Source organism: Desulfotignum balticum DSM 7044, assembly GCF_000421285.1.
Taxonomy (GTDB): Bacteria; Desulfobacterota; Desulfobacteria; order Desulfobacterales; family Desulfobacteraceae; genus Desulfotignum; species Desulfotignum balticum.
The window spans coordinates 3,958,736-3,984,517 of record NZ_ATWO01000001.1; the positions used below are offsets into that span (position 1 = coordinate 3,958,736).

A 25,782-nucleotide genomic window follows, 5' to 3' on the forward strand; every position below is an offset into this window, starting at 1 on the left:
CGTCAAAAAAAGGAGTAACCCCATGAAAGCATTGCCGAATATAACAGAATCCTATAAGCAGATCTGGCGGATTTCCATGGGACCGGTTGCTGCAAAGCTCATGATGTCGGCTTTGGAGTTGCGGTTGTTTAACCACCTGCAATCATTTTGTTCCGCAGATGATGTGGCCCGCCGACTTGGCACCCACAAAGACAACACCCGCCGGTTCCTGGATGCCCTGGCCACCATTGATCTGGTGGAAAAAAAAAACCGGTTGTACCGCAATCTTCCGGCAGCGCAGACGTTTCTCGTGGATACTGCGCCGGCCTTTATCGGCGGGCTGTTGCGCATATCCGGACAAATGAGTATCGATCCTCTTGAGGATCTTTTGCAATACGTTCAAAAGGGACCGCTGCCCGGTGACCCCGGCAGGGATTTCAGCTCCGAAGCGCTCTGGGCACAAATGACCCGGGACAGTGCGCCCTGGGTGCTCGGGGAAACAGGAGAGAAGATTGCTGGAATTCTCAGCAGGCTGCCCGGGTTTGCCTCCTTTGAAAAAATGCTGGACCTGGGGGGCGGGCACGGCCTTTTTGCAGTTTACATCGTGAATGCCCATCCGGCCATGCAGGGGGTGGTCTTTGACCGTGCTGCAGTCACCGAGGTGGCCCGGACATTCATCGATCAATACGGAATGACCGGCCGGGTTACCGTTGCCGCCGGTGATTACCTGTCCGATGATATCGGAGACGGGTATGACCTTGTCTGGGCCAGTGCCACCCTGAATTTTGCCAAATTCGACATGGATCCCCTCATCACCAAAATTCATGCCGCCCTCAAACCCGGCGGCTATTTTGCCAGTTTCCAGGACGGCCTGACCCATGAGCACACAAAACCCGAAATCATGCTGGGCCATCTGGCCGATGCCATGCGCACCAATATCGATTTTTCCCTGGACCAGGGATTTGTGGCCGAAGCCATGATCCGGTGCGGATTCCAATCGGTGCGGTCCATGACCATAGAGACCCCCATGTGCCCCATGGACCTGGACATCGCCCGCAAAGCCGCCAAGGATTAAGCCGGAACAGGACAAGGGTGAAAAATCACGAAATATTTTCTGACGGCGGCGTATCGATGATCGACCAATACCGCCGACACCACGAGAATTTGGAGGTGTTTGTTGAATCCACCCCGGTTCAGTGGGACAACAGCGCCCATTTGCGCCTGGAACTCTCCCCCCGCACCGGTACCGGCTGGATGGAAATGTGGCAGCTGCACAACGGCCTGACAATCGGTCTTTGTGATTACCAGCTCAATCAACCGCTTGAAGCCTGTTATACCGATAAAACAGCGACACTTGGATTCAGAATGTCCATTTCCGGGGAGTTTCATTTCTCCATTCCGGAAATAGCGGTGGAGGACACGGTAAAGGACGGCGATCTGTGGCTGTGCAGCGGCAGTATCGGCCCCATCCTCTATACACATCCGGCCGGGCGTGTGATGAAAGGGTTTTCCATTGAATTGCCTCCCTGGATGGCGGAAGCATGCCTGAAAGACAAATCCCGTATGACAAACAGCACCAAGGGATCGCCCATGCTTGGCCGCCGGCCGGCTTTCAAAAGGCTGTCACAAGGCAGTCCCTCTTTCATGAATACGTTTACCCGGTTGCTGGCAATCAGAAAAGATACACTTCGCGGCAGACTGCAGTTCGAATCCCTCGTACTTGACCTGCTTTCCCGGATTTTTTCCCTGGATTTTTTTGCACAAAATCCTGCATCCACCCCAAATTCTCAAATGTGGTCCGCCATCGACGAGGCAGTGGATATCCTGAAACAAGAATGTGTGGATCCACCGACCATTCCAGCACTGGCCAAACGGGTGGCCATCAACGAATGCTACCTGAAAGCCGGATTCCGGCGCCGGGCCGGGACGACCATTGGTGAATATGTGCGCAAACTGCGCATGGAAAAGGCCCTGGGTTTGATGGAATCCGGCGGATGTTCCATTCTCGAGGCTGCCCTGTCCGTGGGGTATGCCAATCCCAGCCACTTCAGCGCCGCCTTTAAAAAACACTACGGCTGCCTGCCTTCCCGCCTTCTGAAATAACCGTCTGACCAAACAGCAACAGCCATGCCCTGACCCGGAAACCCTTCTTTTCCGGATCAGGGCTTTCTTTTTCCGGATCAGAGTAGAACTGAAATCATTAATAATGCACTGTCTGATTTTAAGGTGTTTGAAATATTATTCGGTTGACCTAACCTAAAGGAGACAAAACAAATGAAATATCAACGCCGTGCATGTAACCCCAGACAACTACAGCCCGTTATTTTTAGCAGTATTTTCCTGGCCTTCTTGCTGACCTGGCTGCTGATACCAATCAGCGCCCGGGCCCAAGAAGAGCATGTTCAGGAGACCATTACCGTTACTGCCCAGAAGCATGAAGAAGATGTTCAGGACGTGCCCATGAGCATCAGTGTGCTCAATACCCAGCACATTGAAGATCTGAACATTGAATCTATCTCCGAATTAAGTGATTTTGTGCCCAACCTGACCATGTTCAACAACGGCGCTCCAGGCTTTGACACCCCTTCCATTCGAGGTCTTCATGCCTTTTTGGACTCAGGAACCGTCTCCACAGGTCTCTTTGTGGATGGCGTTCCCATTCTCGCAGTCGCAGGTTTTGAGGATACCTTTCTGGATATCGAACGGGTGGAAGTCCTGCGTGGTCCCCAGGGCACTTTATACGGCAAAAATACGGAGGCAGGGGTCATCAATATCATCACCCGGCAGCCGAACAATGAGTTTCGCGGTAAAGTCGCAGGAGAGTATGGGGAAGACAATAAACAAAAAGTCAACTGCAATCTGGCAGGCCCCATCATGCAGGACACCTTGTTTTTCAGTCTTGCAGGACAGCATTACAGCAAAGACGGATATATCGAAAATATCCTGACCGGTGAGACAGCCAACGACAGGGAAAACTGGTACGGCAAAGGCTCCCTGCGCTGGACCCCCACGGAGGACCTGGACATCTCCCTGCTCTTCTCAGGTATCACCTATAACAACGCGGCCCAGGATATGTCCCTTTCCAAAGCCTATGCCGCCATGTTCGGCATACCAGACCCTTCAACGCGCCAGATCATGGCCAACCATCAGGGTTACACCGATGCCGAATCCCACACCCAGTCATTGAAAATCAACTATGACATCACCGATACCCTGAAACTGACCTCCATTACTTCAAACCGGACCTTTGATAACGACAATCATTATGACTGGGACTTTTCGTCCATGACCTATCAGCACAGCAAAGATAAAAGTAATTACAACAAAATTTCCCAGGAGTTGCGGCTGGACAATGCAGGCAAACGCCTTAACTGGCTTGTCGGGCTCTATTACGACAAGGATGACAACGATACGCTTGTGGATCTGGATTCCGGTGCGGGGTTCTCACCGTACAATGACAGTAACACTCAAGGAGAGGCTTATGCCCTGTTCGGCCAGGCAAGATATGCCCTTTTTGAAAAATTAGGTTTCACAGCAGGATTGCGCTATGAAAAACAGGACATGGAATTCACGGACAATCGTACAGGAAGCTTTCTGGAAGAGTCCTGGAGTGCACTGTCTCCCAAAGTGGCATTGGATTATGCCATTACCTCGGATACCAACACCTATGCCTCTGTTACAAAGGGCTATCGTTCCGGCGGGTTCAATGCCTATGCCAACGACCCCGCCTACACAAGCTATGATGAAGAAAATCTGTGGTCCTATGAAGTGGGCGTAAAAACGCACGCTTTAAACAATCGCCTGACGGTGAATGCGGCGGTATTTTATATGAATATTTCAGACATGCAGGTCAATGAAGCTATCTCCGCCACCGAGACTTATATTACCAATGCCGCCGAAGCATCGGGATATGGCGGGGAGATCGAGGTGGTTGGCACCCCCATGGACGGCGTCACCATCAATGCAGGCATAGGTTATGCAAATCTTGAATTTGACCAGCACAGGGATCTTACCGGCGATTACTCTGGAAATAAAATTTCTTACTCACCTGAATATACCTATAACTTAGGCGCCCAGTACAGAAGCCCGGCAGGCTTTTACCTGCGCTGCGACTTGATCGGTGTCGGAAAAACCTATCTGGATTCAAGCAACGACGCTTCCCGTGACGCCTATGAAATTGTCAATGCGAAGATCGGCTGGGAGTGGGAAACCTTTGACATCTACCTATACGGTAAAAACCTCTTTGATGAAGAGTACAACTCCTACGACTATGCGGGCGGGTATTACACCGTCTACAGCGATCCAAGAGAGCTTGGCGCCACAGTGGTCTACCGGTTTTAATCTGTAAGGATTAGCTTAGGCTTTACCTTTCAATTTTGGGGTCGGATTTTTGAATCCATGAATCATTAATTCTTAAAAAAAGGAAAACAAAAGTTGAAAAAAGCCGCGAGCATTATCAGTCTGCTGTCAGTTCTGATGGCATTCCTAATGGGAACCACCCATAGCCACACTTTTAAAATTGACGTCACCGACAGGGATTACACAGTCAACATCCTCGTATAAACACAAAGGATGGAGATCTGTGGCTGTGCAGCGGCAGTATCGGCCCCATCCTCATATACACAGCCGGCCGGGCATGTGATAAACGGCTGCCTGCCTTCCCGCCTTCTGAAATAACCGCCTGACCAAACAGCAACAGCCATGCCCTGACCCGGAAACCCTTCTTTTCCGGATCAGGGCATTCTTTTTCCCGATCGGGGTAGAACAGACATCAGCAAAAGGGCATTGTACGATTTTTAGGTAGTTAGAATGTTGTTTGACAAAACTAACTTAAATAAAAACATCAGACTATGCACTTTTTTATAATCTTATATGACCCCGGGATAAAACAAACCCGGACAAAACAGGAACTGCGGATGCCCCCGGTGGTGCTGAAAATCTGCACCGCCACCTTCGCCGCAGCCCTTGAAATGCGTTTCAAAAACCAATCAACCACCTTGGGATCAGTGGTAAAACCTGACCCATACCTATTAAAACAAAAGGAGTATATCCAATGAAAAAGGTTTTATGCGGTTTATTTTTGGCAATTGGTATGGCCACATCGGCCCAGGCCCACTCTCTGTGGATCAACGTTTTTGAATCCCATGCGCATCAGCCGCCCCACGCTCTGGTCTCCCTGGGCTGGGGGCATGTTCTGCCCATGGATGACATCCTCAACTCCCCCGGCGGCAGGATCGGCCTGGAGCAGTTCGAACTGATCGACCCGGCCCTGGCGAAAACCGGCCTGATCCGGCCGGAACCTGATTCCGGCGAACCTGTGCAGACCTCCGGCGGTTTTGATCTGTTTGCCGGGGACATGGCCTTGCAGAAAGTGGCCTTGAAAAAAGGGGCTGCCAATGGGGTGTATCAGTTCAGTGCAGCGTCTGTGCCGTCTTTCTTTACCCAGTATATCGACCAGGCGGGCAAACCCCGCATGCAGATGAAACCGCGCAACGAGATTTCCGGCATCAAAGAGGTGCTGGTGTCCGTCAAATATCAGGCCTTTGCCAAGTCCTTTCTGACCGTGGGCGGGTGGCAGGATCCAGAGCCCCTGGGCCATGACCTGGAGATCATCCCCCGCACCGACCTGAGCAGTCTGCGCGCCGGCGACCTGGTGGAAGTGACGGTGCTGTTCCACGGCAAGCCGCTCACCGCCACGGCAAAAAGCATCGAATACATCACGGCCCACAGCAGCAGTTTCGGCCAGAGCGAAGGATTTTCCCTGTTTTCCTACATCATCGACGGAAACGCACAATTTCGCGTCCAAAGTTCCGGACAATGGATGATCAGCGTCAGCCACAAGGATGACGTGACCCCGGACGGGCCGCTCAAGGACCTGATCGGCAAGGCCGACCAGGTATACCAGGGCGCAAGTCTGACTTTCACGGTAAAATAACAACAGGAGGTCTGTAAATGACACAGAAACTGGAACGACTGGTGATAATTACCATTCTCGCGGCTTTCTGCCTGAACCCTTTTCCGGTTCAGGCCCGGGAACTCACCGGCAAAGACGTCATGGTCCTGGCTTACGACCGTCCGGACGGCGAAGACCGCCGGTCTGTTCTGACCATGACCCTGATCAACAAGCGGGGCAGTGAGCGGGTGCGCCAGGTGGAAAGCTTTTCCAAAGATTACGGCCGGGACAAAAAATCGGTGATGGTTTTCAGGGAACCGGCGGATGTCCGGGGAACCGCGTACCTGTCCTGGGAGTATGATGACCCGGACCGGGAGGATGACAAATGGCTGTACATGCCGGCCCTGAAAAAGGTCCGCCGCATCAGCGGATCATCCCGCAACGACTATTTCATGGGCTCGGATTTCACGTATGACGATATGGGTAAGCGCAACGTGGAAAAAGACACCCATACCCTTCTGGGGGAAGAGATAGCCATGGGGCATGACTGCTGGAAGGTGGCGTCGGTCCCTGTGGATCCGCAGGAAATATACACGCGCAGGGTTCTGTGGGTGAGCCGGACGGCACACATGGTTGTCCAGGCCGAATATTTTGACAAGGACGGCCTGGTGAAAGTTTACAGGGCGCTGGACCTCCGGCAGCACCAGGGATTCTGGACCCTGTTCCGCTCGGAGATGGACAATGTCTCACGGGACCACAAGACGGTAATGAGCATGGCATCCGTGCAGTATGATACCGGCATTGAAGACGGGCTCTTCCAGGTGTCCACCATCCAGCGGGGCCGCATCAGATAGATATGCGGCTGTCCCTGATCATCATCCTGGTGCTTGTCGCCGGCCTGCCGGCTTTTGGACAGGCGGCGGGACGGCCAGAGACGGGCAGCGGGACGGCGGAATGGACCCGGCGGCTGTCCTTTTCCGGGCTTCTGGAAACCATCCATTCCGTGCGGGTGCAGGAACCCCGTGACACGCTGACATCCCGGGCCAGAATGCGCCTGGAACTGGGGGTGGATCTGGATTCTATCTATGGATTTGTTTCCGCGGATGCAGAAAAAAACCGGATCCTGTCTTCAGAGACCGGGACCGGGATACACGAAGCCTGGCTGGAGCATGTGGGCAACGGATGGGATGTGCGCATCGGACGGCAAACCATCATCTGGGGCAAGGCGGACGGGGTGCAGATCACCGATATCATATCCCCGCCGGATTATACTGAATCCGTGACCCGGACCCTGGATGAAATCCGCATGCCCGTGGATGCCGTCAAATTGCGGTTCCTGGGCCGATGGGTTGATACGGAGCTGATCTGGATACCGGTTTTCAGAGCAGCGGTGCTGCCCACAGGGAACAATCCCTGGGCTGTTGACCAGAGCCTGCCGCAGGATATGCGGGTATCCTCGGAATGTTCTGACGAACCCGGACGTTTTCTTGCAGACAGCGAGGTGGCCCTGAAGGTTTCCGCCTATCTTCCGGGCTGGGATATGGCTGCATCAGTTTTTTATACCCGGGATGATTTCCCTGCCATGCACCGGGATGTCAGGGTCCGGGAGGAGGTGCTCTGCGTGGCATATGCGCCGAAACACCACCGCATGACCGTCTTCGGCCTGGAGGTTTCCCGGCCCTGGTCCGATTTCGTGTTCCGAAGCGAAGCTGCCTGTTACCTGGGCCGGTATTTTGAACCGGCTTCTGTTTTCGGAAACCCGGTGCAAAAGGACAGCCTCAAGTGGCTGGGCGGCGTGGACTGGACACCGGGCAGCGACTGGACCATCACGGCCCAGCTGATCGGGGAGCATCTGTTCGGTCACACCCAAAGTCTGAGTCAACCGGCAACCGGTTACCTGGCCACGCTGAACATATCCAGAAAGCTGCTGAACCAGACCCTGACCCTGTCCAACATGCTTTTCTACAACATGAACCAGGGGGATTTCTTTGACCAGGTCAAGGCGGATTACGCGGTGACGGATGCGCTCCATTTTCTGGTGGGGGCGGATCTCTTCGACGGCTGCCGCGACGGACAATACGGCAGGTACAAGGACAACACCCAGGCGTGGATCAGGGTGAAGTACAGTTTTTAAAACAAAAGAAAAAATCGGAGAATCCGTTTTATGATGAATATACAGAAAATCAACACCCGGTTTAAAATACTCGGGGAAATCATTGTCAGGTTCCGGTGGCTGAGCATCATTGTTTTCCTTGTTGTCATGGCCGGGGCCGCCGGCGGGCTGCGGCTGCTGGAATCCGATGTTTCCCAGGAAAGCTGGTTTCTGGAGGATGACGTACTGATGCAGACCCGGGAACGGTTCGAAGAGATCTTCGGCAATGACGATTTTTGTGCCGTACTGGTGGAGGCGGACAACGTGTTCACGCCAAAAATTCTCTCCGGGATCCGGGACCTGGGACGGGAACTGGTGGCAAAGGTGCCCTATGCCGATGATGTGCTTTCCCTGACCGATTTTGAATTCACCCTGGGCACGGACGAGGGCATGGAAATCATCGACCTGGTGCCCCGGGTCATCCCGGCATCTCCGGATGAACTGGCCACAATCCGGGAACTGGCCCTTTCCAAGCCGTCCATGCGCAACCGGATTGTGTCCGAAGACGGCCGGTATACCTGGATCATGCTGCGGCTCAAGCCGCTTCCCGACGTTTCGGCCCGCCCGGGTGAACAGAGCCCGGAATTGATCATCGGACAAACCGTCAATGAGATCGCCGGTCAGGAGCAATACCGGATACTGAACCCGAAAACCACCGGCCTGCCGGTCATCAATGTGGAAAAACGAAATTTTTTCGCCAGGGAAACCCCGAAACTCCTGGGCATCTCCCTGGTGCTGACCGTGATCATCCTGGCCGTGTCCCTGCGGAGCTTGCGGGGGGTGGTCTTTCCCCTGGTCACTGCGGTGAGTGCCATGGTCATGGTTTTCGGGGTCCAGGGTTATCTGGGGATCAGCAGCGACCCTTCCATGATTTTTCTGCCGGTTTTCCTGAGCCTGGCCCTGGCCATCGGCTATTCCATCCATGTCTTCAATTTCTTTACGCGCCAATTCCTGTACACGGGCCGGCGCCGCCAGTCCCTGGTCCATGCTGTGGAAGAAACCGGGTGGCCCCTGTTGTTCAGTGCCCTGACCACCATCGCCGCCATGCTGACGTTTGTCTTCATTCCCCTGCGGCCCATCCGCTGGGTGGGATTGACCGCCGCCTGCCTGGTGGCGGTCACCTGGGTGCTGGTCATTTTCCTGCTCCCGGCTCTGCTGAGCTTCGGCAGGGACATTGTACCCCGGGTGATCACGGGACACCCGGGCGGACGGCCCGTGGACCGGCTCATGCATTACCTGGGCCGCCGGGTGCTCTCCCGGCCCGGGCTCACCATGACCGTGTTTGTTGTTGTCGCGGCCATCTGTCTGGTTGGGTTTTCCCGGTTCGAAGTCTCCTTTGACATCCGGCGCACCATGGGTATCGGCATTCCCTATGTGGAGCGCCTGGACTATATCGGAAAGACCCCTGTGGGTTCTTTGTATTCCTATGGCGTGGCCCTGGAGTTTGATGAACCGGGGGCGGCCAGGGAGCCGGAAAATCTGGAAAAATTCGACCGGCTGGTGGCACAGGTGCAGTCCTTTCACCTCACCAAGAAGGTCAGCTCGCTGCTGGACATCATCAAGGATATGAACCAGGTGGTCAATGCCGGGGATCCGTCATACCACCGCATTCCGGAGAGCCGGGAAATGATCGCCCAGCTGCTTTTGCTGTATGAAAACGCCGGCGGGGCCGAGGCGGAAAAATGGGTGGACTATGAGTATCAGCGGCTGCGGCTGATGGTGGAGGTGGATGACTACAATTCCGGGGAAGCGGCCGGGGAACTGCGCCGGATTCTGGCGCTGGGGGAAGAGCTGTTTCCCGATGCCAGGGTGCTGCTGGTGGGCTCCATCTCCCAGTTCACGGTCATGATGGATTATGTGACCCGGGGCCAGATCAAGTCTCTGTTCATTGCCCTGGGGGTAATCACCGTGCTCATGTCCCTGGTGTTCGGCAGCCTGAAGACCGGCCTGATCGCCATGATTCCCAACCTCGCCCCTGCCCTGGCCGTGGGCGGCATCATGGGGTTTGCAGGCATTCCCTTAGACATGATGACCGTCACCGTGATCCCCATGTTGCTGGGCCTGGCCGTGGACGATACCATCCATTTTATCAGCCACAGCCGGCTGGAGTTTGCGCGCACCGGCAGCTACCATGAAACCTTCTGCCGGGTTTTCCTGTCCGTGGGCACCGCCCTGTTTTTAACATCCACGGTATTGATCCTGTGCTTTTCAGCCTACCTGGCATCAGCGGCCAATGTGTTTGTCAATATGGGCATCCTGGTGTCCACCGGTATTGCGGCGGCCCTGGCAGCCGATTATTTTGTTGTCCCGGTGCTGCTGAATTGGGCACGGCCGTTTGGAGAAGAAGCAGTACCAGCCCTGGACGGCCCTTCCCGGGCACCTGCCTGTTCCCGCACCCCGTGACCGTGTCCGTCAGGCACCAGATCAGCAGCACCTGAAAAGCGGCAGTGATCTGTATCAGGCGGATATCTCCAGATGGGAACGGACTGGTTGGAAAAGATGTCAAGATAAAGATGAGGTATGACCATGTGTGAACAAACCTGCGGGTGTCAGAACCCGGTGGAACTCAAGGGACGTCCGGAAGACTGCACCCCGGAACAGATCAGAAAATGCCATGGGGATGAAGCACAGCATTCCTGCACCTGTCCCACTGACAACACAGCCCGGACAGAGGGCAGGGATGACTCCTGACCCGTCCCCGGCCATCCAGGCCCAGGGCCTTGCCAAACGGTTTGACAAGGTCCAGGCCGTATCGGCCGTTGATTTCGAGGTCCGGTCCGGTGAGCTATTCGGGTTTTTAGGTCCCAACGGGGCCGGTAAGACCACCACCATCAACATGCTCACCGGGCTGGCCCGGCCGGATGCCGGCACCATCCATATCAGCGGCATCGACTGTACCAAAAATCCCCGGGCCGCCCAGCATCTCATTGGAGTGGTGCCGGATGAAAGCAATCTGTATCCGGAACTGACCGGCTTTGGAAACCTGTGCTTCTGTGCGGCCCTGTATGGCATCGGCAATGCCGAGCGAAAGTCCAGGGCCCGGGAACTGCTGGACACCTTTGACCTTGCCGGGGCCGCAAACCGGAAATTCGGCGGATATTCCAAGGGTATGAGGCGCAAACTCGCCATTGCCGCCGGTATCATCCACCGGCCGGACATTCTGTTTCTGGATGAACCCACCTCCGGCATCGATGTGGCCAGCGCCCGGCAGCTGCGCCGGCTGGTCCGTGCGCTGCACAAAAACGGCACCACCATTTTTCTGACCACCCATTATATTGAAGAGGCCGAGCGGTTGTGCGACCGGATCGCCTTCATCGTATCCGGCAGAACAATTCGGACAGACACGGTGGACAACCTGATTCAGCCCGTGCGGGACACCCATGTACTGCAAGTGACCTGCATCGGCCGGACTAAAGACCTGGCAGACACCCTGGACCGCACATTCCCGGACCTGGCATTCGCGTTTCCGGAACAGGGGATGATCCGGGTGACATCCGGCAGCCCGGTGCGGGTCGGCCCGCTGGTGCGGTTTCTGGAGGACCGGGCAGTGGATGTGACAGAAGCAAAAAAGAACCGCTCCTTTGAGCGCCTTCTGCTGGCACCCCTTTCCTTTGAAATCCTGATGCTGGCCAAGACCAGCGGGGCGATCCTGTTTGGAATACTCAACGCCCTGGTGCCCCTTTTCCTGGCTGTATGGTTGACCGATCTGTCACAGGTGGCATGGGGGATTTTGGTGCCGGCCGTATTTCTGATTTCCGTGGCATCCACATTCATGGGGCTGTTCATTGCCGTGGCTGTCAGTGAGGTGTTCGAGGCCCAGACCTTTTCCAATTTTTTCCGGTTTCCCATGATCTTTTTGTGCGGGCTGTTTTTTCCCGTCAGTGCGCTGCCGTTTTTCCTGGAACCACTTGCCTATTTCCTGCCCTTGACCTACGGGGCCGACCTGCTGCACGGGGCCGTGCGCGGAGAACATACCCTGCCGTATCTGGTGGACCTGGCAGTTCTGGCCGTTTTCTGCATCGGTCTGTTTGCTGTCAGCCTGTTCAACATCCAGAGGCGGTGGATTGCCTGATTTTGAAGATACTGATAAAAACGAAATAATTGTCCTGATGCGAAACATGAACTGGATGATCCGTCAGATCGAAAGGAGGGACACCGGACCGAGGCTGACCATTTCCAGAAAACTGGTCAGCATTATGGGCAGAAAGATTCGGATGAGATCCGAACCCGGTGGCGCAGGCCGTCAAGGATGCCACTATTGGACTATTCAGAATCCTGGGAGCAAAACCGGATAAAAAACCTATTTTGTATGGATAGACAAAAAAATTTAGCTTTGGCTTATTTTTTATTGACATACGTTTTTTCCTGTACTATAAGCGCTTATAAAAGCAGACAGGCGCTGTTTTGTCCCTGTCAAAAAAATTCTGACCCGATCATATCAAGGAGGCAGCAACCCCATGGATATTTCAAAAAATACAATCATTGACCCCGGAACGTTTCAAACCCTTTAATCACTCATCCGGGCGGCAGACGGTGAAACATCTGTTTGATTCCGCTTCCAGACTGATTCACCGCCTGTCGCCCTTTTGCACGGAGGTTAGATGAATTCCATTTTTTTCTCACTATTCAGGAGCAGAACCCCGGACCTTATATCCGCCGGCAACCCTAACCCAACATAAGGAAATGTCAGACCCTACCATGAGTCTATCAACGGAACATGCGCAAATACTGGATAAAATCAGGGAACTCTATTGTGAAATTTTTCTTCATGACGGCTTCGGAGAACTCAAGGTCGAAATGAAATTTCTGAAAAAAAAACAGAAAGAGATCATTATCCGGTGCGGAAAAGATTACAGGTTTGTGGTCGACTATGATATCCAAACCGGTCCGTATTCAAACCATTAGGATGTCACAGCCGCTTTGATGCAACCCGTAAAAGAAAGGAGGTAAAACACTCGGGACCGGTCACCACCCTGTCGCAGCAACGCGCTGGAAGGGTTTTCAATCGATCGACAGACAATCAATAGTGCAGCAGACTCTGCGGGTGAGTTGTGTGTACTGGAACCTTGAAAACTATTATTAAGGAGAAAGTACAACATGAATACCGATCAACCGACCAATTCGGTCAAAAAACCCATTCAAAACAGTTCCGGTTTCTCGCTTCTGGAGATCCTGGTGGTTCTCACGGTCATGGGGTTTCTCATCGCCATGGTGGCCCCCCGGCTCGGCGGGATATCCTCCTCTGCCGTGGACACGGTGTGCGATTCCAACCAGAACCGCATGGTCACCATGATGTCCACCTTTTTCGAACAGACCAACCGGTTTCCCAGCAAGCTGACCAACCTGGTGGAAGAAACCGCGGACAACACCTACCAGATCCCGGCGGTATCTGACGATAATCCGGAAAACGGCCCGGAAACCCTGGCCTCTGAATTCATGGAAAGAAACCACTTCCGCATCCACTATCTGGATGACGATGAAGCAGCCGAGCTGAAGAACATGGGCATCACCAGGGTGCTGAACCTGAATGCCTACGATGCCTATAACGAAGACGGCTCCGGATTCAAGGATGACTATGATGAGTCAATCAACAACGACGTAACCCTGGCCACCACCGTCACCAAGGCCCCGACCCTGGAAGAGATCACTGTTCCCACCGATACCGGCACGACCCCCTTTGCCGTAGCCATGGTGGGTATCGGTCATAACGATACCGACTGGGATCTGCACGAGGATGAGAAAAACTGGGGCGAGCCCGACTGGTTCGGCCGCATCGTGCTGGGTTTCGGTCCGGAAAACAGCCTGGTCACCGGCGGCATCGTGGCCAACGCGGCCCATTGCCCGGGCGGCATCCAGAATGCCGACAACGTGACCTACAACGACTACAACCTGGTGCTGCCGCGTCTGGAAGCCACTGCCGACCGGTTTGAAGCTGACATTGCCAGCCTTGGTTTTGGCGCCACCGCAATTGATGGTCTGGAAGAACTGCAGGCCGTGGCCTATGACGACGAACCGGCTGACGGCTATGTCATTGCCGACAACGACGACAACCTGAAGGTCCGGACCTTTGACATCGCTTCGGCCCAGGAAAGATGGCAGTATGCCACCCAGTGCCCGGAAGGCCACATGTTCCCGGCGGATGACGAAGAGTTCTGGGGCATCGACATTGATGACGACGGTACTATCGGCACAGTAGTAACACCCTAACCCTTCACCGGCCTGAAACGGCCCTTATCCCGGCGGGGCCGATATCGGCCCCGCCGCTCTTCCAGTGGCGCATCCCGGTCCCGCCGGGGGTGCGCCACTGGAAGAGCCGAACCTGACATCCGAATACAAGGCAGTTGTTATCATGACTTCACTTTTTACCCCCATCCACCGGTCCGACAGCGGCTTCACCCTGCTGGAAGTGATGATCGTGCTGTTCATCCTGGGCCTGATCACGGCCATGGCCTGGTCCGGGGCCGGGGTGATGGATGATGCCCGCCGCCGGCAAATCACCCTTGAAAAGATGGACCGAATCCGGGCCGCCGTCATGGGACCGGACGGGGTGTATGACCCCAAGGGCCGCCGGATCATCGGCGGGTATGTGGGGGACATGAAACACTTTCCCGGTCTGTGGGAGGCCAGGGCCCAAGTGCGCAACGATTATGCCGGCCTCTCCTGGCCGAATCCGGATCAGGGGCTGGGACAGGGACCGTCCTATGACATGGACCCGGCCAAAGTTTTCTTCCGGCCTTCCGGGACATTCACTGCCGGAAAATGGCAGTGGCACCGGCCCTACCGCAGACTCACGGATGATCCGGAAAACAATGACCATATCGGGGGCCTGGAAACGGAAAATGAAGGCCAGCCCCGGGGATTGTGGACCCGGTTCACCGAGGACCTGCCGTATGACCTGCTTGGTCACCCCGCACCCGGGGAAGTGGAAGGAGAAAACTGGAAAGGCCCTTACCTGGTGCCGCCCGTGGAAAAACACCCCAAGACGGCAGACCATTACGCCCAAACCGATGACCAATACCTGGCCCTGGAACCCCGCTGGCACACCGGGCTTTCCCGGGAGGCCTGGGAAGACGGGGATTATGCCGCCTCCCTGGGGGAGCACTATGATGACAAGGAAAACTTCCGGCTCCTGAACAATGAGGGGCGTCTCACCGACGGGTGGCACCGGTCTTTGCGGTTTTTCATCACACAAGATCCGGACCGGCCCGGATCCACCATTTTCTGGATCATCTCCGAAGGCCCGGACCATGACGGGTTCTACCCTTCAAAGGGCACCTGCACCGGCCGGGTGTGGACCGAGGATGCGGACGACACCATGGGGAAGAACTATGCTCCTGACCATCCGGCCAACCGGGACAACATCGTGATGAAAATTTATTCCCATGATTTTGAGACGGTTTTTGAAGAAGAGACACGGGGAAAAACCCAGATGACCCAAAATATTCTGAACCAGATCCGCCGGGCTGTCATCGGCGAGGCACCCGCCGGCAGGAACTCCGGGTACACCGGAGACCTGGGATCTTTGCCGGACCTGTTTCAGTGGCATCCCGAAAACGGACACTGGGATAAAGCAGATAATGACGGCACCCCTTATACCAAAGGCCAGCCCCGGGGATTGTGGACGTCCTCTCCCAACAGTGTGGATTCCGGAGACGACCTTGCGTTCAGCCTCTGGGGCATCGGATGGCGCACCCGGTACCTGCCGACCCCGGACGGATACGGAGAAAGCCAGAAGCTTACGGATGCCTGGGACAATACCCTGCTGTTTTTCCATGACACAACTGATGACGCGCTGATGGTGCTGTCTCCGGGGCCGGACCAAGACTATGATTTCGGGGAGGACCCGGATGATCCGGTGGAGGACCTGGATCTGGGGGACTATGACCCGTCCCTGCCTGAAAATCTGGACAACCTGTATCTGCAGATCCGATCCCGGGATTTTTATCCCGGATATCTGGACCTGCACACCCTTACGGTGCTCAACGCCACCGCCGGTGTCACCAAAGCCCGACTTTTCCGGGGAGAGGGGGATATTGCCTCCCAGACCCGGACAGCAGACACCCTCATTGACGTGAACGGGGACGGTATTGCCGATGACTGGTCTGTCGGGTCCATGGGGTCTCCTGTTTTCAAATATGATGACACCACCCCGGACCCCATTTTCACCGGGGCCCGGTACCTGGTATTCTGGAACGACACGGACGGCAACAGCGAGATCGATATCGGCGAACTGTTCCGGACTGTTGTCCTGAACATCACTGCAGAACCCGGATCCACCGTGATTTCCGGCATCACCGTGAACACCGATGATTTCACCCCGGCCTCGTGACCCGTTACCCATGATTGTCACACAGAAAATACTGGGGGTGGAGGTGGCCGGGGATATGCTCCGGGGGGTGATCCTGGAAAAAAAAGGCCGCCGGTTTCACATCCGGGATTACGCCGGCCTGAAACGCCCGCTGCCTGATGAGGACCTGCCGGACATCAACACCATCAGGGAGCTGGCCCGGACATTGAAGTACACCGGAAAGCAGGCCGTTTATGTCACGGCCATCGCCCGGTTCAATGAGCTGTTCATGGACCGCAAAAAAGTGACGCAAATGACCCGGTACCGGCTGTCGGAAGCAGCCAAGTGGGAGATCGAACCCTACACCGGCATCACAGGCACCCATGCCTTGGTAGGGGTGGAAATACCGCCCCCGCCCCGGTCCGTGCCCGGGGAGATCGTATACGAGGAAACCGGCGACCTGCTGGTGAACATTTCAGCCATTGAACGGAATGTGTACATGGCTGTCAAGGAACGGTTTCGGGCCGCCGGGCTCAGACTGGTGCGCATCTATCCGCCCGAGGCAGTTTTTTTTATGCCCCTGCTCTTAGATGGTGCCGACACCCCACGGGCCATCCTGGAAGTGGGGCCGGATTACTCCAATTTCGCCATTTTCAAAGGGCGGCATCCTGACCAGATCAACACGCTGAACTTCAGCAGCGACACTATCCAGGCCTGCCTGGAAGGCCGGGAACCCATCGACGACCTGGAGAACAGCCTCAGCTTCACCTTTTCCCAGGTGCCGGCCCATGAATCCGTAGTGCTGACCGGCCCCGGAGCCTCGGTTTCCCGGATTGTGGCCTATCTCAATGAAAGGGCCCCCCACGGCGCTGTGCCGCTGCGCATCTTCCGGGCCACTGGAGTAACTGCCAAAGCAGACGATCCTGCTGATGCCGTGTTCGGCACAGCTGCAGGGGCTGCCATCCGAGAACTGAGCGGTCGGGAATACCGGCACATCGGCATCCACGACAAAGCCCCCCTGGTAGTCCGTATCCGGAAAAACGCCTATGTCCTGCCCCTGGTGGCCACCGGTGTCGTGGGACTGGGGCTGCTGGGACACAACCAGTACATGAAACGCCAGGAAAACGTGTTCAAGGAGGAAATCAAAACCTATACCCTAGAGCTGAAGCAGAAAAAGGAACAGGTCAACCAGTATGAATCGCTTCTGGCCGTATCCCAACAGATAAAAACCGATATCCGGAATACCCGGAACAAGATCGAATACATCCAGACCACGGCAGACAAAAAACTGGTCCATCTGATCGCTTTTTTCAATGCCGTTGCCCGGGCAGTGCCCCCTACCCTGGTTCTGGATGCCATTCTCCAGGAAAAACCGGACCCGAACGCCTTTTCCGTTACCGGGTACGCCCATGACCTGAACGCCATCAGCCTGTTTGCCACTTCGCTTCAGGATGTCCCCTTGTGCAGGGCTGCAGTGATCCGGAAACTGCATGCTGCAGAAGCGGGAAAACTGGCATTTGAACTGTTCGTGCAAACCCTGATCCCTTTGGAGGACCTTCTTTGAAACCCCTGAGCAACCTGGAAAAATTCGGCCTGGCTGCAGCCCTTATCGCCGCCAGCACCTTTTTCTACATGAAATATATCTATGACCCCCAGGTCCTGCTGCTCCAGAAAACCCTGGACCGGCGCAACAAAATCGTCCGGGAACTGAACCAGATCAATGACACCCCGTCGGTGTTTCAACTGGAAAAAACTATTGAACAGGACAAAATAACATTGGCGGAACTCAGAAAACAAAGTGGTGGCCTCGCGGTCAAGACCGGCAACCCAGATGAAATCACCCGACTGCTTGCCCGGATCACCCGGCTGATGGATTCCAGCCACCTCACGGTTCAGTCCATCACCCCCAAAACGCCTTTCCAGGGGCCATTTTTGAAATGGTCTCCCTTTGAAATGGATTTAAAAGGGTACTTTCAGGGACTGATGATGTTTCTGGACCACGTCCGGGAACTGGAGGATGCGGTGGAAATCCAGGATCTGGCAGTGGTGCGTTCACCCGGACAACCCGGAATGCTGCAAATCAAGTTTATTTTAAACATTTAGATTCAAAAACAAGGAGATTTCATGCTCGTGACCAAGCATATAACCCATTTTTTTCTGGCCGTGTCCCTTCTGGCGGTCCTGCCGTCATTATGCGCTGCCAGAAGCCCTTTTGATGCCCCGGAAAAATCCGTGAACCTGTATGATTACCCGGCAGCGCTGGCCCGTTGCCGGGTGATGGGGCTTATTACCACAGACACCAACGGGCGGGTGCTACTGGAAATCAACGGGGACAACCACCCGTCCGTGTATTCGAAAAATGACCGGATATTCATCCCGTTCAACGGGGTGATCCATGAATTCACCCTTGAAGAGATCCGGAGAAAAGGCCTGAAGTTCAAGGCAAAAGATAACCGCACCCATGAGGTGGAACTGAGATGATCCGTGTGGCAAAACAGACCGGGGCCCTGTGGATGGCCACCCTGATGATCCTGTCCGTCACCGCCGTGACCGGATGTACCGGGCTGAAGGGGCCGGTGCCTGAACCGGTCAATCCCTACAACACGAGAGTGGTGATCGACGGTGTCGAAAAACAGGCCCCCACCCTGGGGGACATCTATCCGCAGGCAGAAGCCCCCATCGTCAAGATCATAAAGGGAGAGGTGGTGGACGACGCGACCCGACAGGCCCTTCTGGCGTCTCCGGCTGAAACCCGGGAGCCGCCAGAGCCCATGGCAGGCCTGTCCCAGAAAATCACTTCCCTGATCCTCAGGGGCATTTCCATCCGGCAACTCACCCAGATCCTGACTGAACTGTGCGGGTACAACGTGCTCCCCACCAAAACCATTGAAGACCTGAAAATAAATATCTTCATGCAGGACACCGACCTGCGGACCGCCCTGGAAACCATCTGCCGACTCAACGACCTGTGGTACCGGGAAGGCAGCAACATAATCACCCTCATGACACGGGCCGAATTCATCGACGACATCGAGGTCCGCCAGAAGGAACACACCCGAGCCTTTTCCATCAAATACACCAATGCTGCGGACATGGCGAAGCTGATCCAGGCCCTGATGGGGCACGAAGTATACCTGTCCCGCATCGAGGATGAAAAGGTCTACGGCCATATCGACCCGGAAGAAAAAACAAAAATCTCTGGAGAATACCAGGGACCCAGGCTGGAAACCTCGGCCCAGCGCATCATTTTCATGAACCCGGCCTTTGAAAAATCCGTAAATCCGGCACACGCCGGAACCGCTGAACCGGAATCGCCGGCTGAGCCTCAGGATACAACCCTGTCGGGTCTGTCGGCAAAATCCGGAGAAAAACCCCTGCTGGCCATTCTCACGGTTTTCAGGCGCAACAACAGTATCATTGCCAGATCCCTGGATCAAGGCCTGCTCAATGAGATGGCAAAAATCATCGAAATCCTGGACACCCCCACCAGCCAGGTACTCCTGGAAGTGAAAATTCTCCAAATCACATTGGGGGATGAATTTGAAAGTTTTTTCCAGTTTGAGTACGGCAATTTCGGGGGAAACCCGGTCCAAAGCCGGATTGATCCCACACAGACCGTGACCGAAGGGTTCGGCATTTCAACCATGGATGGGATAACCCCGGCCTCTTCCACAGCAGCCGGTGCAGTGTTATCTTTCAACAATATCCAGGCCAGGATCTCTCTGTTCGAAAGCCAGGGCCGGGCCACCATCATCTCCTCCCCGTTTCTGATGAGCGCCAACAACAGCAAGGTGGACTTTTTCGTGGGAGAGGAGGTGCCGCTGCGGGATGATGTCAAAAAAGAAACCATCCCCATCGGGGACAGCGGCAACACCCTGAACACCTTTATCGTGGATATCAAACGCGAGGAGCTGGGCACTGACATCGAAATGTCCAGTTTCATTAACGAGGACCACACCGTGACACTGGAGATCAAGGCGGAGATCTCCTCCCCCATGTACAGCATCTCCAGCATCGGATTGAGTGACGATTTCGGCAATGTCGTCAATTTTCCCCTGGACGGGGTGAACAAAAGCAAGATCAAGTCCATTCTTACGGCCAGATCCGGCCAGACCATCGCCCTGGGAGGCATCATCCGGGAGACCGTCGATGACGGCATCAAAAAGGTCCCGATCCTGGGAGACATACCGGTGCTGGGTTTTTTGTTCCGGCAGGAAAACAGAACCAAAAAAAAGACGGAAACCGTCATTGTCCTGACCCCCCACATCATCACCCATCCGGGATATGCCGGTGCTGAAACCCGCCGGTTCCTGGACCGGCAAAGTTCCAACCCGGCGGTCCTGGAACAGCGGGACACCCTGCTGTCAGATCCGGCCCCCGGAATGACCGAAGAGGAAAACAAATGAGCCTTGCAATCACAAACATCCCGTCCCCGGAAACCAGCCCGTCCGATATTACCCGGCTGTTCCGAGAAACCCTGCGCCTGAACGCCTCAGACCTTCACCTGTCTGCCGGCATGCCCCCCATGGTGCGGGTCAAGGGAAACATCGAGGCCCTGAAAAACCACCGACCATGTTCCGGTGAAGAGATCAAAGCCCTCATGGACTCGGTTCTCACCCAGCGCTACCGGGAGGTACTCAAAAAAAAACGCTCCGTGGATTTTGCCATCAGTATCGACGGTGTGGGGCGGTTCAGGGTAGCGGTCTATTACCAGCGGGGGGCTTTGTCTGCAGTGTTCCGGCTCCTGGCATCGGGCATTCCCACCTTTTCCAGCCTGGGCCTGCCCCAAAGCCTGTCCCGGCTGCCCTATATCCGGGACGGGCTGGTACTGGTGACCGGTGCTACCGGTTCGGGCAAATCCACCACCCTAGCCACGGTGATTCACGAAATCAATGCCAACCGGGCACTGAACATCATTACCATCGAAGATCCCATCGAATATCTTCATTTCAACAACAAAAGCATCATCAACCAGCGGGAGCTGTTTTCCGACGTTCCGTCGTTTTCAGAGGCGTTGCGGGACGCCCTGCGGGCCGACCCCGATGTGATCCTGGTGGGGGAGATGCGGGATCTTGAAACCATGCGCACCGCCATCATGGCGGCGGAAACCGGTCACCTGGTGTTTTCCACCCTCCACTCCAGGGACTGTGTTTCCACCATCAACCGTCTTGTGGGTGCCTTCCCTGCCGGAGAGCAGAGCCAGATCCGTCAACAGCTGGCTTCCATCCTCAGAGCCGTCATTTCTCAGCGGCTCCTCCCCAACATATCCGACACAGGACGGCTTCCCGGTGTGGAGATCATGTTTTCCACACCGGGAATTTCCAACCTCATCCGCCAGGGAAAGGATGACATGATCTATTCTTCCATCGAAACCGGCCTGAATGACGGCATGGTCACCATGGAACAGTGCCTTCTCAAGCTGGTGAACGAGGGAAAAATCACAACGGAGGCTGCCATTGCTGCAGCCAAAAATTCGAACCTGATGAAGGACCGGCTGTCAAAGGCCCGGGAAACGAATATGGAATGTTTACCACCCCCCAAAAAAAACTGGTTTAACAGGTAGATATTATGGCAAGAAACGAACGATTCGGCGAATACCTGGTCAACCGGTCCGTGCTGACCAAGGACCAGTTGACCCAGTCCCTGAACCGGCAGAAAATCACCAGAGACCGGATCGGCCGGACCGTGGTCAAGGAAGGACTTCTGACACCGGAAACCCTGCTTTCGGAACTGTCCGGATTTCTGGGGATACCCCTGATGTCAGACGCTGTGACCGATATCCAGCCAGCGGTGATACCGATGATCCCCCAGAAAATGTGCCAGAAAACCGGGGTGCTTCCCGTGGCACTGGGAAACAGAAATGAACTGCTGCTGGCCTGTTCCGGCCCGGTCCCCAAAGCCGTGCTGCAAAACATCTCCCGCCTGGCCCAGCGCCAGGTCAAGCTGGTACTGACCTCCCCGGAAAAGATTACCCAGCTCCAGAACCATTACTACAGCAGGGATTTTGACACTACCATCCGGGCGGAATCATTGACCGCAGAGGGCAACACCACCTTCATCATCGAGCTGTTTGAAAAAATCATGGTCCGGGCCATCAATGCCGGAGCCTCGGACGTGCACGTGGAGCCGGAAAAAAATGAACTGATCATCCGCTTCCGGATTGACGGCGTCATGAAAAAAACTGAGACTCTCCCTGCGGAAACCGCCGGAAAACTGATTTCACGTATCAAGGTGCTGGGGGGGCTGGACATTTCAGAAAGACGAAAACCCCAGGATGGTGCGTTTTATTTCACACCCCGGCTGCTGGATCTTTCCATGGACGGGGTCAATGTGCGGATGAGCACCCTGCCCGTCATCCACGGGGAAAAAGCGGTACTGCGGTTGCTGCCCCCCCATGACGTGCGCATCGGCCTGGAAACTCTGGGCATGCCGCCGGACATGCTCGCCGCCTTTTCCGGCAGCCTCAAGGCCCCCCACGGTATCATTCTGGTCACCGGCCCCACCGGATCGGGAAAATCCACCACCCTGTACGGAGCCATCCAGACCCTCAGAAGCGAACACACCAATATCACCACCATCGAGGACCCGGTGGAACTGACGGTCCGGGGGGTGAACCAGACCCAGGTGGATTCCGGTGAAAAAATCACCTTTGCTTCGGCCCTGCGGGCCATTCTGCGCCAGGACCCGGACATCATCATGGTGGGGGAAATCCGGGATGCGGAAACCCTGAACATCGCCCTCCGGGCAGCGGTCACCGGCCATCTGGTGCTGTCCACCCTACACACCAACGATGCCCCCAGCGCCTTTAACCGGATGATCGACATGGGGGCCGAGCCTTTCCTGGTGGCGGCATCGGTAAGGATGGTGCTGGGCCAGCGGCTGGCCCGGAAAACCTGCCCGGCCTGCGCCGTGTCCCGGCCGGTTTCCCGGACCGAACTGGCCATGCTCGGCCTTGGGGAAGAAACCGCTTTTGACATCCGGCAGGGAACAGGGTGCGAACACTGCACCCTGGGATACCAGGGACGTATAGGCATTTTCGAACTGCTGGGCGTGGATGAACAGATCCGGCATATGATCATGGACCGGGCCACATTTGACGAAATCAGGACCTGGGCACTGGAACATACCGCCTATACCACCATGCGGCAGGAAGGGATCCAAAAGATCCGGCAGGGACTCACCACGCCCGAAGAAATCATACGTATCACAATGGAATGACAAAAGGTGAATTAAATGCCGATTTACAGATATACTGCCATCGCTCCAGACGGTACCCGGATCAAAAATACCATCACCGCACCCGATGAAGGAGTCGCCTCCAGATGGCTCAAGGCGGAAGGCCATATTGTCCAGAACCTGTTTGAGCTGGCAGAGGCTGATGCCTCGATCAGAAAATTTGACATCGGATTTCCGGTCAAAACCAGGGAACGCATTCTTTTTTTCCGGATGTTTTCTTCACTGATCCACGCCAATGTCAGTATTTCCGAATCCATCGGTATTCTCCAGAACCAGGCTGAAACCCGGAAAATGAAACGGATTCTGCTTCAAGTAAAAACCGATATCGAAGGAGGAACCCCGATGAGCGACGCGTTTACCAAACACCCGAAGACCTTTCCACCCACCTTGACCGGAATGATCCGGGCCGGGGAACTGGGCGGTATTCTGGATGTGGTCATTGAGCGGATCTCCGATGATCTGGAAAAGCGGGCCGCGCTCCGGACCCGGATGCTTCTGGCCCTGATCTATCCCGCCATTGTTCTGGTGGTGTCCCTGGCGGTAGTGGCGTTTCTGGTGGGATTTGTCATTCCCCAGTTTTCGGTGCTGCTCCAGGGAAGGGCACTGCCCCCTAACACCCAGTTTCTGCTGGATACAGCGGATCTACTGACAGATAACTTCGGAAAGATTCTGCTGGGGGGCCTCATCCTGACCGGCACATCCATCCTGGTGATGGCCACAGACACCACCCGCCGGTATATCGACCGGTACAAAATATACCTGCCCGTGGTGGGCCCGGTGATGAGGTACGGGGTCATTGTCCAGTTTGCCAGAACCTTTGCCTCACTGCTGGGCAGCGGCATCACCCTGATGGATGCGTTGAAATCGGTGGGAGCCACCATTTCAAATCTCGAAGTCCGGGATCTGATCCAGCGGATGACCCAGCAGGTGACGGCCGGAGATAACCTGTCCTCGGCCTTGGAAAAGCAGCGGTTTTTCACCCCCATGGCCGCAGCCATGATCAAAATCGGAGAGGAAACCGGGCTGATGGACCAGGCCATGTCCACCACCGCTGATCTGCACGAAAATATCCTGGTCAACAAAATCGCCCGGATGACCTCCCTGATCGAACCGGCCCTGATCCTGATTCTGGGTGGTCTGGTGGGATATGTGGCCTGGGGGCTGGTGGCGGGCATGCTCAGTCTCTACGGACAGGCGACATGAAACAGTTTGCCGGGCCGATATGTCCGGGGCACGGAAAACATGAAACGATAACACCACATAGGGAGAACCCATGAAAAAACAGATAATATTCCTGATTGTACTGCTGCTGACACCGTTACTGCTGGCCGGATGCGGGGACAGCCAGAACACGGACCCGGTGGTTTCCTTCACCGGGGGTGAATTGATGGCCGAGGACCTGGTGGCCCATCATGAACTGATCCGAAAAAAACCCCGGTTCAGCAAAAACCCTGACCGGTTGACCCCGGAATTTGTGTTCGAGCACGCCCTGAACATGGAGATGATCATCGCCAGAGGGCTGGATGAAAAACTGCACCTGGATCCCCGGATCCGGGCCAGAATTCACGATTTCATGGCGGAACTATTCCTTCAGATTCTCACCCCCTCCCTGGTGCCGGAAATCGACAAAGCAAATTTCACGGAAAAGGAACTCCGGCGGTATTTCGAGGAGAACCGTGACAGTTACCAGGAACCGGCACGGTACCATGTCCGAATGATCCGGACCGGGGATGAAAAAGAGGCCCGACAGGTGATGGACAAAATCAGGTCCGGTGATCTGACATTCGAACAGGCGGCGGCGGACTACTCCCTGGATCCGAAAACCCGGGATGCGGGCGGAAATACCGGTGCCAGGCCCCTGGATCGGTTCCGTGAATCCTGGCGGCCCGTAGTGGCGGCCCTGAAACTGGAACAGGTGTCCGGTCCCTTTGAGATCAATGGGCATTACCATATCCTCCGGCTGGACAGCAGAACCGATCCCGTGCCCTATGCCTTTGAGGACAGGGAAACATATGTCCGGAACGACCTGCTGTATGCCCGATACCGGGATGAATGGACAAAGGCTTATGACCAGCTGAAAAAACAGTTCCAGGTGGAAGTGAATGAACAGCAGCTGGCCGCTTTTCTGGACCGGCACCTGGATCATCTGGAACAGGTCCTGTCAGAAGCGGATGACGGATCCCTGGAAAACAATTGAACACGAATGTTCAACAATCAGGAGGTATGATGAACTCA

Annotated in this window: 21 protein-coding genes; all 21 read left to right on the forward strand. The window is 55.4% G+C overall.

Translation table 11 applies throughout. The features are described from left to right. Positions 1-22 precede the first annotated feature (22 nt). On the forward strand, positions 23-1,054 hold the full coding sequence (locus K365_RS0119850; RefSeq protein WP_024335983.1) for a class I SAM-dependent methyltransferase: 1,032 nt from the start codon (positions 23-25) through the stop codon (positions 1,052-1,054). Positions 1,055-1,071: 17 nt separating this feature from the next. Then, the gene (locus K365_RS26820) at positions 1,072-2,082 is read left to right on the forward strand and encodes an AraC family transcriptional regulator (protein WP_156887753.1); all 1,011 of its coding nucleotides are present in this window, start codon (positions 1,072-1,074) and stop codon (positions 2,080-2,082) included. A gap of 171 nt (positions 2,083-2,253) precedes the next feature. Then, complete coding sequence (locus K365_RS0119860; RefSeq protein WP_024335985.1) at positions 2,254-4,320, forward strand: TonB-dependent receptor; 2,067 nt, start codon at positions 2,254-2,256, stop codon at positions 4,318-4,320. Between the two features lie 575 nt (positions 4,321-4,895). After that, complete coding sequence (locus tag K365_RS28060) at positions 4,896-5,036, forward strand: hypothetical protein (protein WP_156887754.1); 141 nt, start codon at positions 4,896-4,898, stop codon at positions 5,034-5,036. Next, complete coding sequence (locus K365_RS0119875) at positions 5,033-5,914, forward strand: DUF4198 domain-containing protein (RefSeq protein WP_024335986.1); 882 nt, start codon at positions 5,033-5,035, stop codon at positions 5,912-5,914. Before K365_RS28060 ends, K365_RS0119875 begins: the two co-directional genes overlap by 4 nt. Positions 5,915-5,931: 17 nt before the next feature. Then, positions 5,932-6,726 (forward strand): outer membrane lipoprotein-sorting protein, encoded by a 795-nt coding sequence (locus K365_RS0119880; RefSeq protein WP_029725591.1) that lies wholly within the window; start codon positions 5,932-5,934, stop codon positions 6,724-6,726. A gap of 2 nt (positions 6,727-6,728) precedes the next feature. Continuing rightward, positions 6,729-8,006 carry a DUF1302 family protein gene (locus K365_RS0119885; RefSeq protein ID WP_024335988.1) on the forward strand — a complete coding sequence of 426 codons (1,278 nt, stop codon included), beginning with the start codon at positions 6,729-6,731 and terminating at the stop codon, positions 8,004-8,006. 30 nt (positions 8,007-8,036) lie between these two features. Then, entirely contained in the window at positions 8,037-10,427 is a 2,391-nt protein-coding gene (locus K365_RS0119890; RefSeq protein ID WP_051147875.1) for an efflux RND transporter permease subunit, read from the forward strand. A 123-nt stretch (positions 10,428-10,550) separates the two neighbouring features. After that, positions 10,551-10,715, forward strand: coding sequence for a hypothetical protein (locus tag K365_RS28300; RefSeq protein WP_169432969.1), 165 nt, complete (start codon positions 10,551-10,553; stop codon positions 10,713-10,715). Next, positions 10,705-12,096, forward strand: a complete 1,392-nt coding sequence (locus tag K365_RS0119900) for an ABC transporter ATP-binding protein/permease (RefSeq protein ID WP_024335990.1) — start codon at positions 10,705-10,707, stop codon at positions 12,094-12,096. Before K365_RS28300 ends, K365_RS0119900 begins: the two co-directional genes overlap by 11 nt. Before the next feature lie 626 nt (positions 12,097-12,722). Beyond that, the gene (locus K365_RS0119910; protein ID WP_024335992.1) at positions 12,723-12,929 is read left to right on the forward strand and encodes a hypothetical protein; all 207 of its coding nucleotides are present in this window, start codon (positions 12,723-12,725) and stop codon (positions 12,927-12,929) included. Positions 12,930-13,121: 192 nt separating this feature from the next. Next, positions 13,122-14,231: a type II secretion system protein gene (locus K365_RS0119915; RefSeq protein ID WP_024335993.1), complete on the forward strand. Its 1,110-nt coding sequence runs from the start codon at positions 13,122-13,124 to the stop codon at positions 14,229-14,231. 142 nt (positions 14,232-14,373) lie between these two features. Then, complete coding sequence (locus K365_RS0119920; RefSeq protein ID WP_024335994.1) at positions 14,374-16,353, forward strand: prepilin-type N-terminal cleavage/methylation domain-containing protein; 1,980 nt, start codon at positions 14,374-14,376, stop codon at positions 16,351-16,353. A gap of 10 nt (positions 16,354-16,363) precedes the next feature. Then, positions 16,364-17,875 (forward strand): type IV pilus biogenesis protein PilM, encoded by a 1,512-nt coding sequence (locus K365_RS0119925; protein WP_156887755.1) that lies wholly within the window; start codon positions 16,364-16,366, stop codon positions 17,873-17,875. Further along, positions 17,872-18,414, forward strand: a complete 543-nt coding sequence (gene pilO, locus K365_RS0119930; RefSeq protein ID WP_024335996.1) for a type 4a pilus biogenesis protein PilO — start codon at positions 17,872-17,874, stop codon at positions 18,412-18,414. The genes K365_RS0119925 and pilO overlap by 4 nt, the downstream gene beginning before the upstream one ends. Before the next feature lie 21 nt (positions 18,415-18,435). Beyond that, positions 18,436-18,792 carry a hypothetical protein gene (locus K365_RS0119935; protein WP_024335997.1) on the forward strand — a complete coding sequence of 119 codons (357 nt, stop codon included), beginning with the start codon at positions 18,436-18,438 and terminating at the stop codon, positions 18,790-18,792. Further along, positions 18,789-20,717 carry a type II secretion system protein GspD gene (locus K365_RS0119940; protein ID WP_024335998.1) on the forward strand — a complete coding sequence of 643 codons (1,929 nt, stop codon included), beginning with the start codon at positions 18,789-18,791 and terminating at the stop codon, positions 20,715-20,717. The genes K365_RS0119935 and K365_RS0119940 overlap by 4 nt, the downstream gene beginning before the upstream one ends. Further along, entirely contained in the window at positions 20,714-21,874 is a 1,161-nt protein-coding gene (locus K365_RS0119945; protein ID WP_024335999.1) for a type IV pilus twitching motility protein PilT, read from the forward strand. The genes K365_RS0119940 and K365_RS0119945 overlap by 4 nt, the downstream gene beginning before the upstream one ends. Before the next feature lie 5 nt (positions 21,875-21,879). After that, positions 21,880-23,529: a GspE/PulE family protein gene (locus tag K365_RS0119950; RefSeq protein WP_024336000.1), complete on the forward strand. Its 1,650-nt coding sequence runs from the start codon at positions 21,880-21,882 to the stop codon at positions 23,527-23,529. 15 nt (positions 23,530-23,544) lie between these two features. Beyond that, a complete protein-coding gene (locus K365_RS0119955) occupies positions 23,545-24,750 on the forward strand; it encodes a type II secretion system F family protein (RefSeq protein ID WP_024336001.1) in 1,206 nt (401 codons plus the stop codon). Between the two features lie 70 nt (positions 24,751-24,820). Then, positions 24,821-25,744 (forward strand): peptidylprolyl isomerase, encoded by a 924-nt coding sequence (locus K365_RS0119960; protein WP_024336002.1) that lies wholly within the window; start codon positions 24,821-24,823, stop codon positions 25,742-25,744. Positions 25,745-25,782 lie beyond the last annotated feature (38 nt).

Excerpts from the sequence above, each read along its gene's own strand:
- K365_RS0119850 (WP_024335983.1), top strand. The coding sequence starts at position 23 with ATGAAAGCATTGCCGAATATAACAGAATCCTATAAGCAGATCTGGCGG.
- K365_RS0119860 (WP_024335985.1), top strand. The coding sequence starts at position 2,254 with ATGAAATATCAACGCCGTGCATGTAACCCCAGACAACTACAGCCCGTT.
- K365_RS28060 (WP_156887754.1), top strand. The coding sequence starts at position 4,896 with ATGCCCCCGGTGGTGCTGAAAATCTGCACCGCCACCTTCGCCGCAGCC.
- K365_RS0119875 (WP_024335986.1), top strand. The coding sequence starts at position 5,033 with ATGAAAAAGGTTTTATGCGGTTTATTTTTGGCAATTGGTATGGCCACA.
- K365_RS0119880 (WP_029725591.1), top strand. The coding sequence starts at position 5,932 with ATGACACAGAAACTGGAACGACTGGTGATAATTACCATTCTCGCGGCT.
- K365_RS0119885 (WP_024335988.1), top strand. The coding sequence starts at position 6,729 with ATGCGGCTGTCCCTGATCATCATCCTGGTGCTTGTCGCCGGCCTGCCG.
- K365_RS0119890 (WP_051147875.1), top strand. The coding sequence starts at position 8,037 with ATGATGAATATACAGAAAATCAACACCCGGTTTAAAATACTCGGGGAA.
- K365_RS28300 (WP_169432969.1), top strand. The coding sequence starts at position 10,551 with ATGTGTGAACAAACCTGCGGGTGTCAGAACCCGGTGGAACTCAAGGGA.
- K365_RS0119900 (WP_024335990.1), top strand. The coding sequence starts at position 10,705 with ATGACTCCTGACCCGTCCCCGGCCATCCAGGCCCAGGGCCTTGCCAAA.
- K365_RS0119910 (WP_024335992.1), top strand. The coding sequence starts at position 12,723 with ATGAGTCTATCAACGGAACATGCGCAAATACTGGATAAAATCAGGGAA.
- K365_RS0119915 (WP_024335993.1), top strand. The coding sequence starts at position 13,122 with ATGAATACCGATCAACCGACCAATTCGGTCAAAAAACCCATTCAAAAC.
- K365_RS0119920 (WP_024335994.1), top strand. The coding sequence starts at position 14,374 with ATGACTTCACTTTTTACCCCCATCCACCGGTCCGACAGCGGCTTCACC.
- K365_RS0119925 (WP_156887755.1), top strand. The coding sequence starts at position 16,364 with ATGATTGTCACACAGAAAATACTGGGGGTGGAGGTGGCCGGGGATATG.
- K365_RS0119935 (WP_024335997.1), top strand. The coding sequence starts at position 18,436 with ATGCTCGTGACCAAGCATATAACCCATTTTTTTCTGGCCGTGTCCCTT.
- K365_RS0119940 (WP_024335998.1), top strand. The coding sequence starts at position 18,789 with ATGATCCGTGTGGCAAAACAGACCGGGGCCCTGTGGATGGCCACCCTG.
- K365_RS0119945 (WP_024335999.1), top strand. The coding sequence starts at position 20,714 with ATGAGCCTTGCAATCACAAACATCCCGTCCCCGGAAACCAGCCCGTCC.
- K365_RS0119950 (WP_024336000.1), top strand. The coding sequence starts at position 21,880 with ATGGCAAGAAACGAACGATTCGGCGAATACCTGGTCAACCGGTCCGTG.
- K365_RS0119955 (WP_024336001.1), top strand. The coding sequence starts at position 23,545 with ATGCCGATTTACAGATATACTGCCATCGCTCCAGACGGTACCCGGATC.
- K365_RS0119960 (WP_024336002.1), top strand. The coding sequence starts at position 24,821 with ATGAAAAAACAGATAATATTCCTGATTGTACTGCTGCTGACACCGTTA.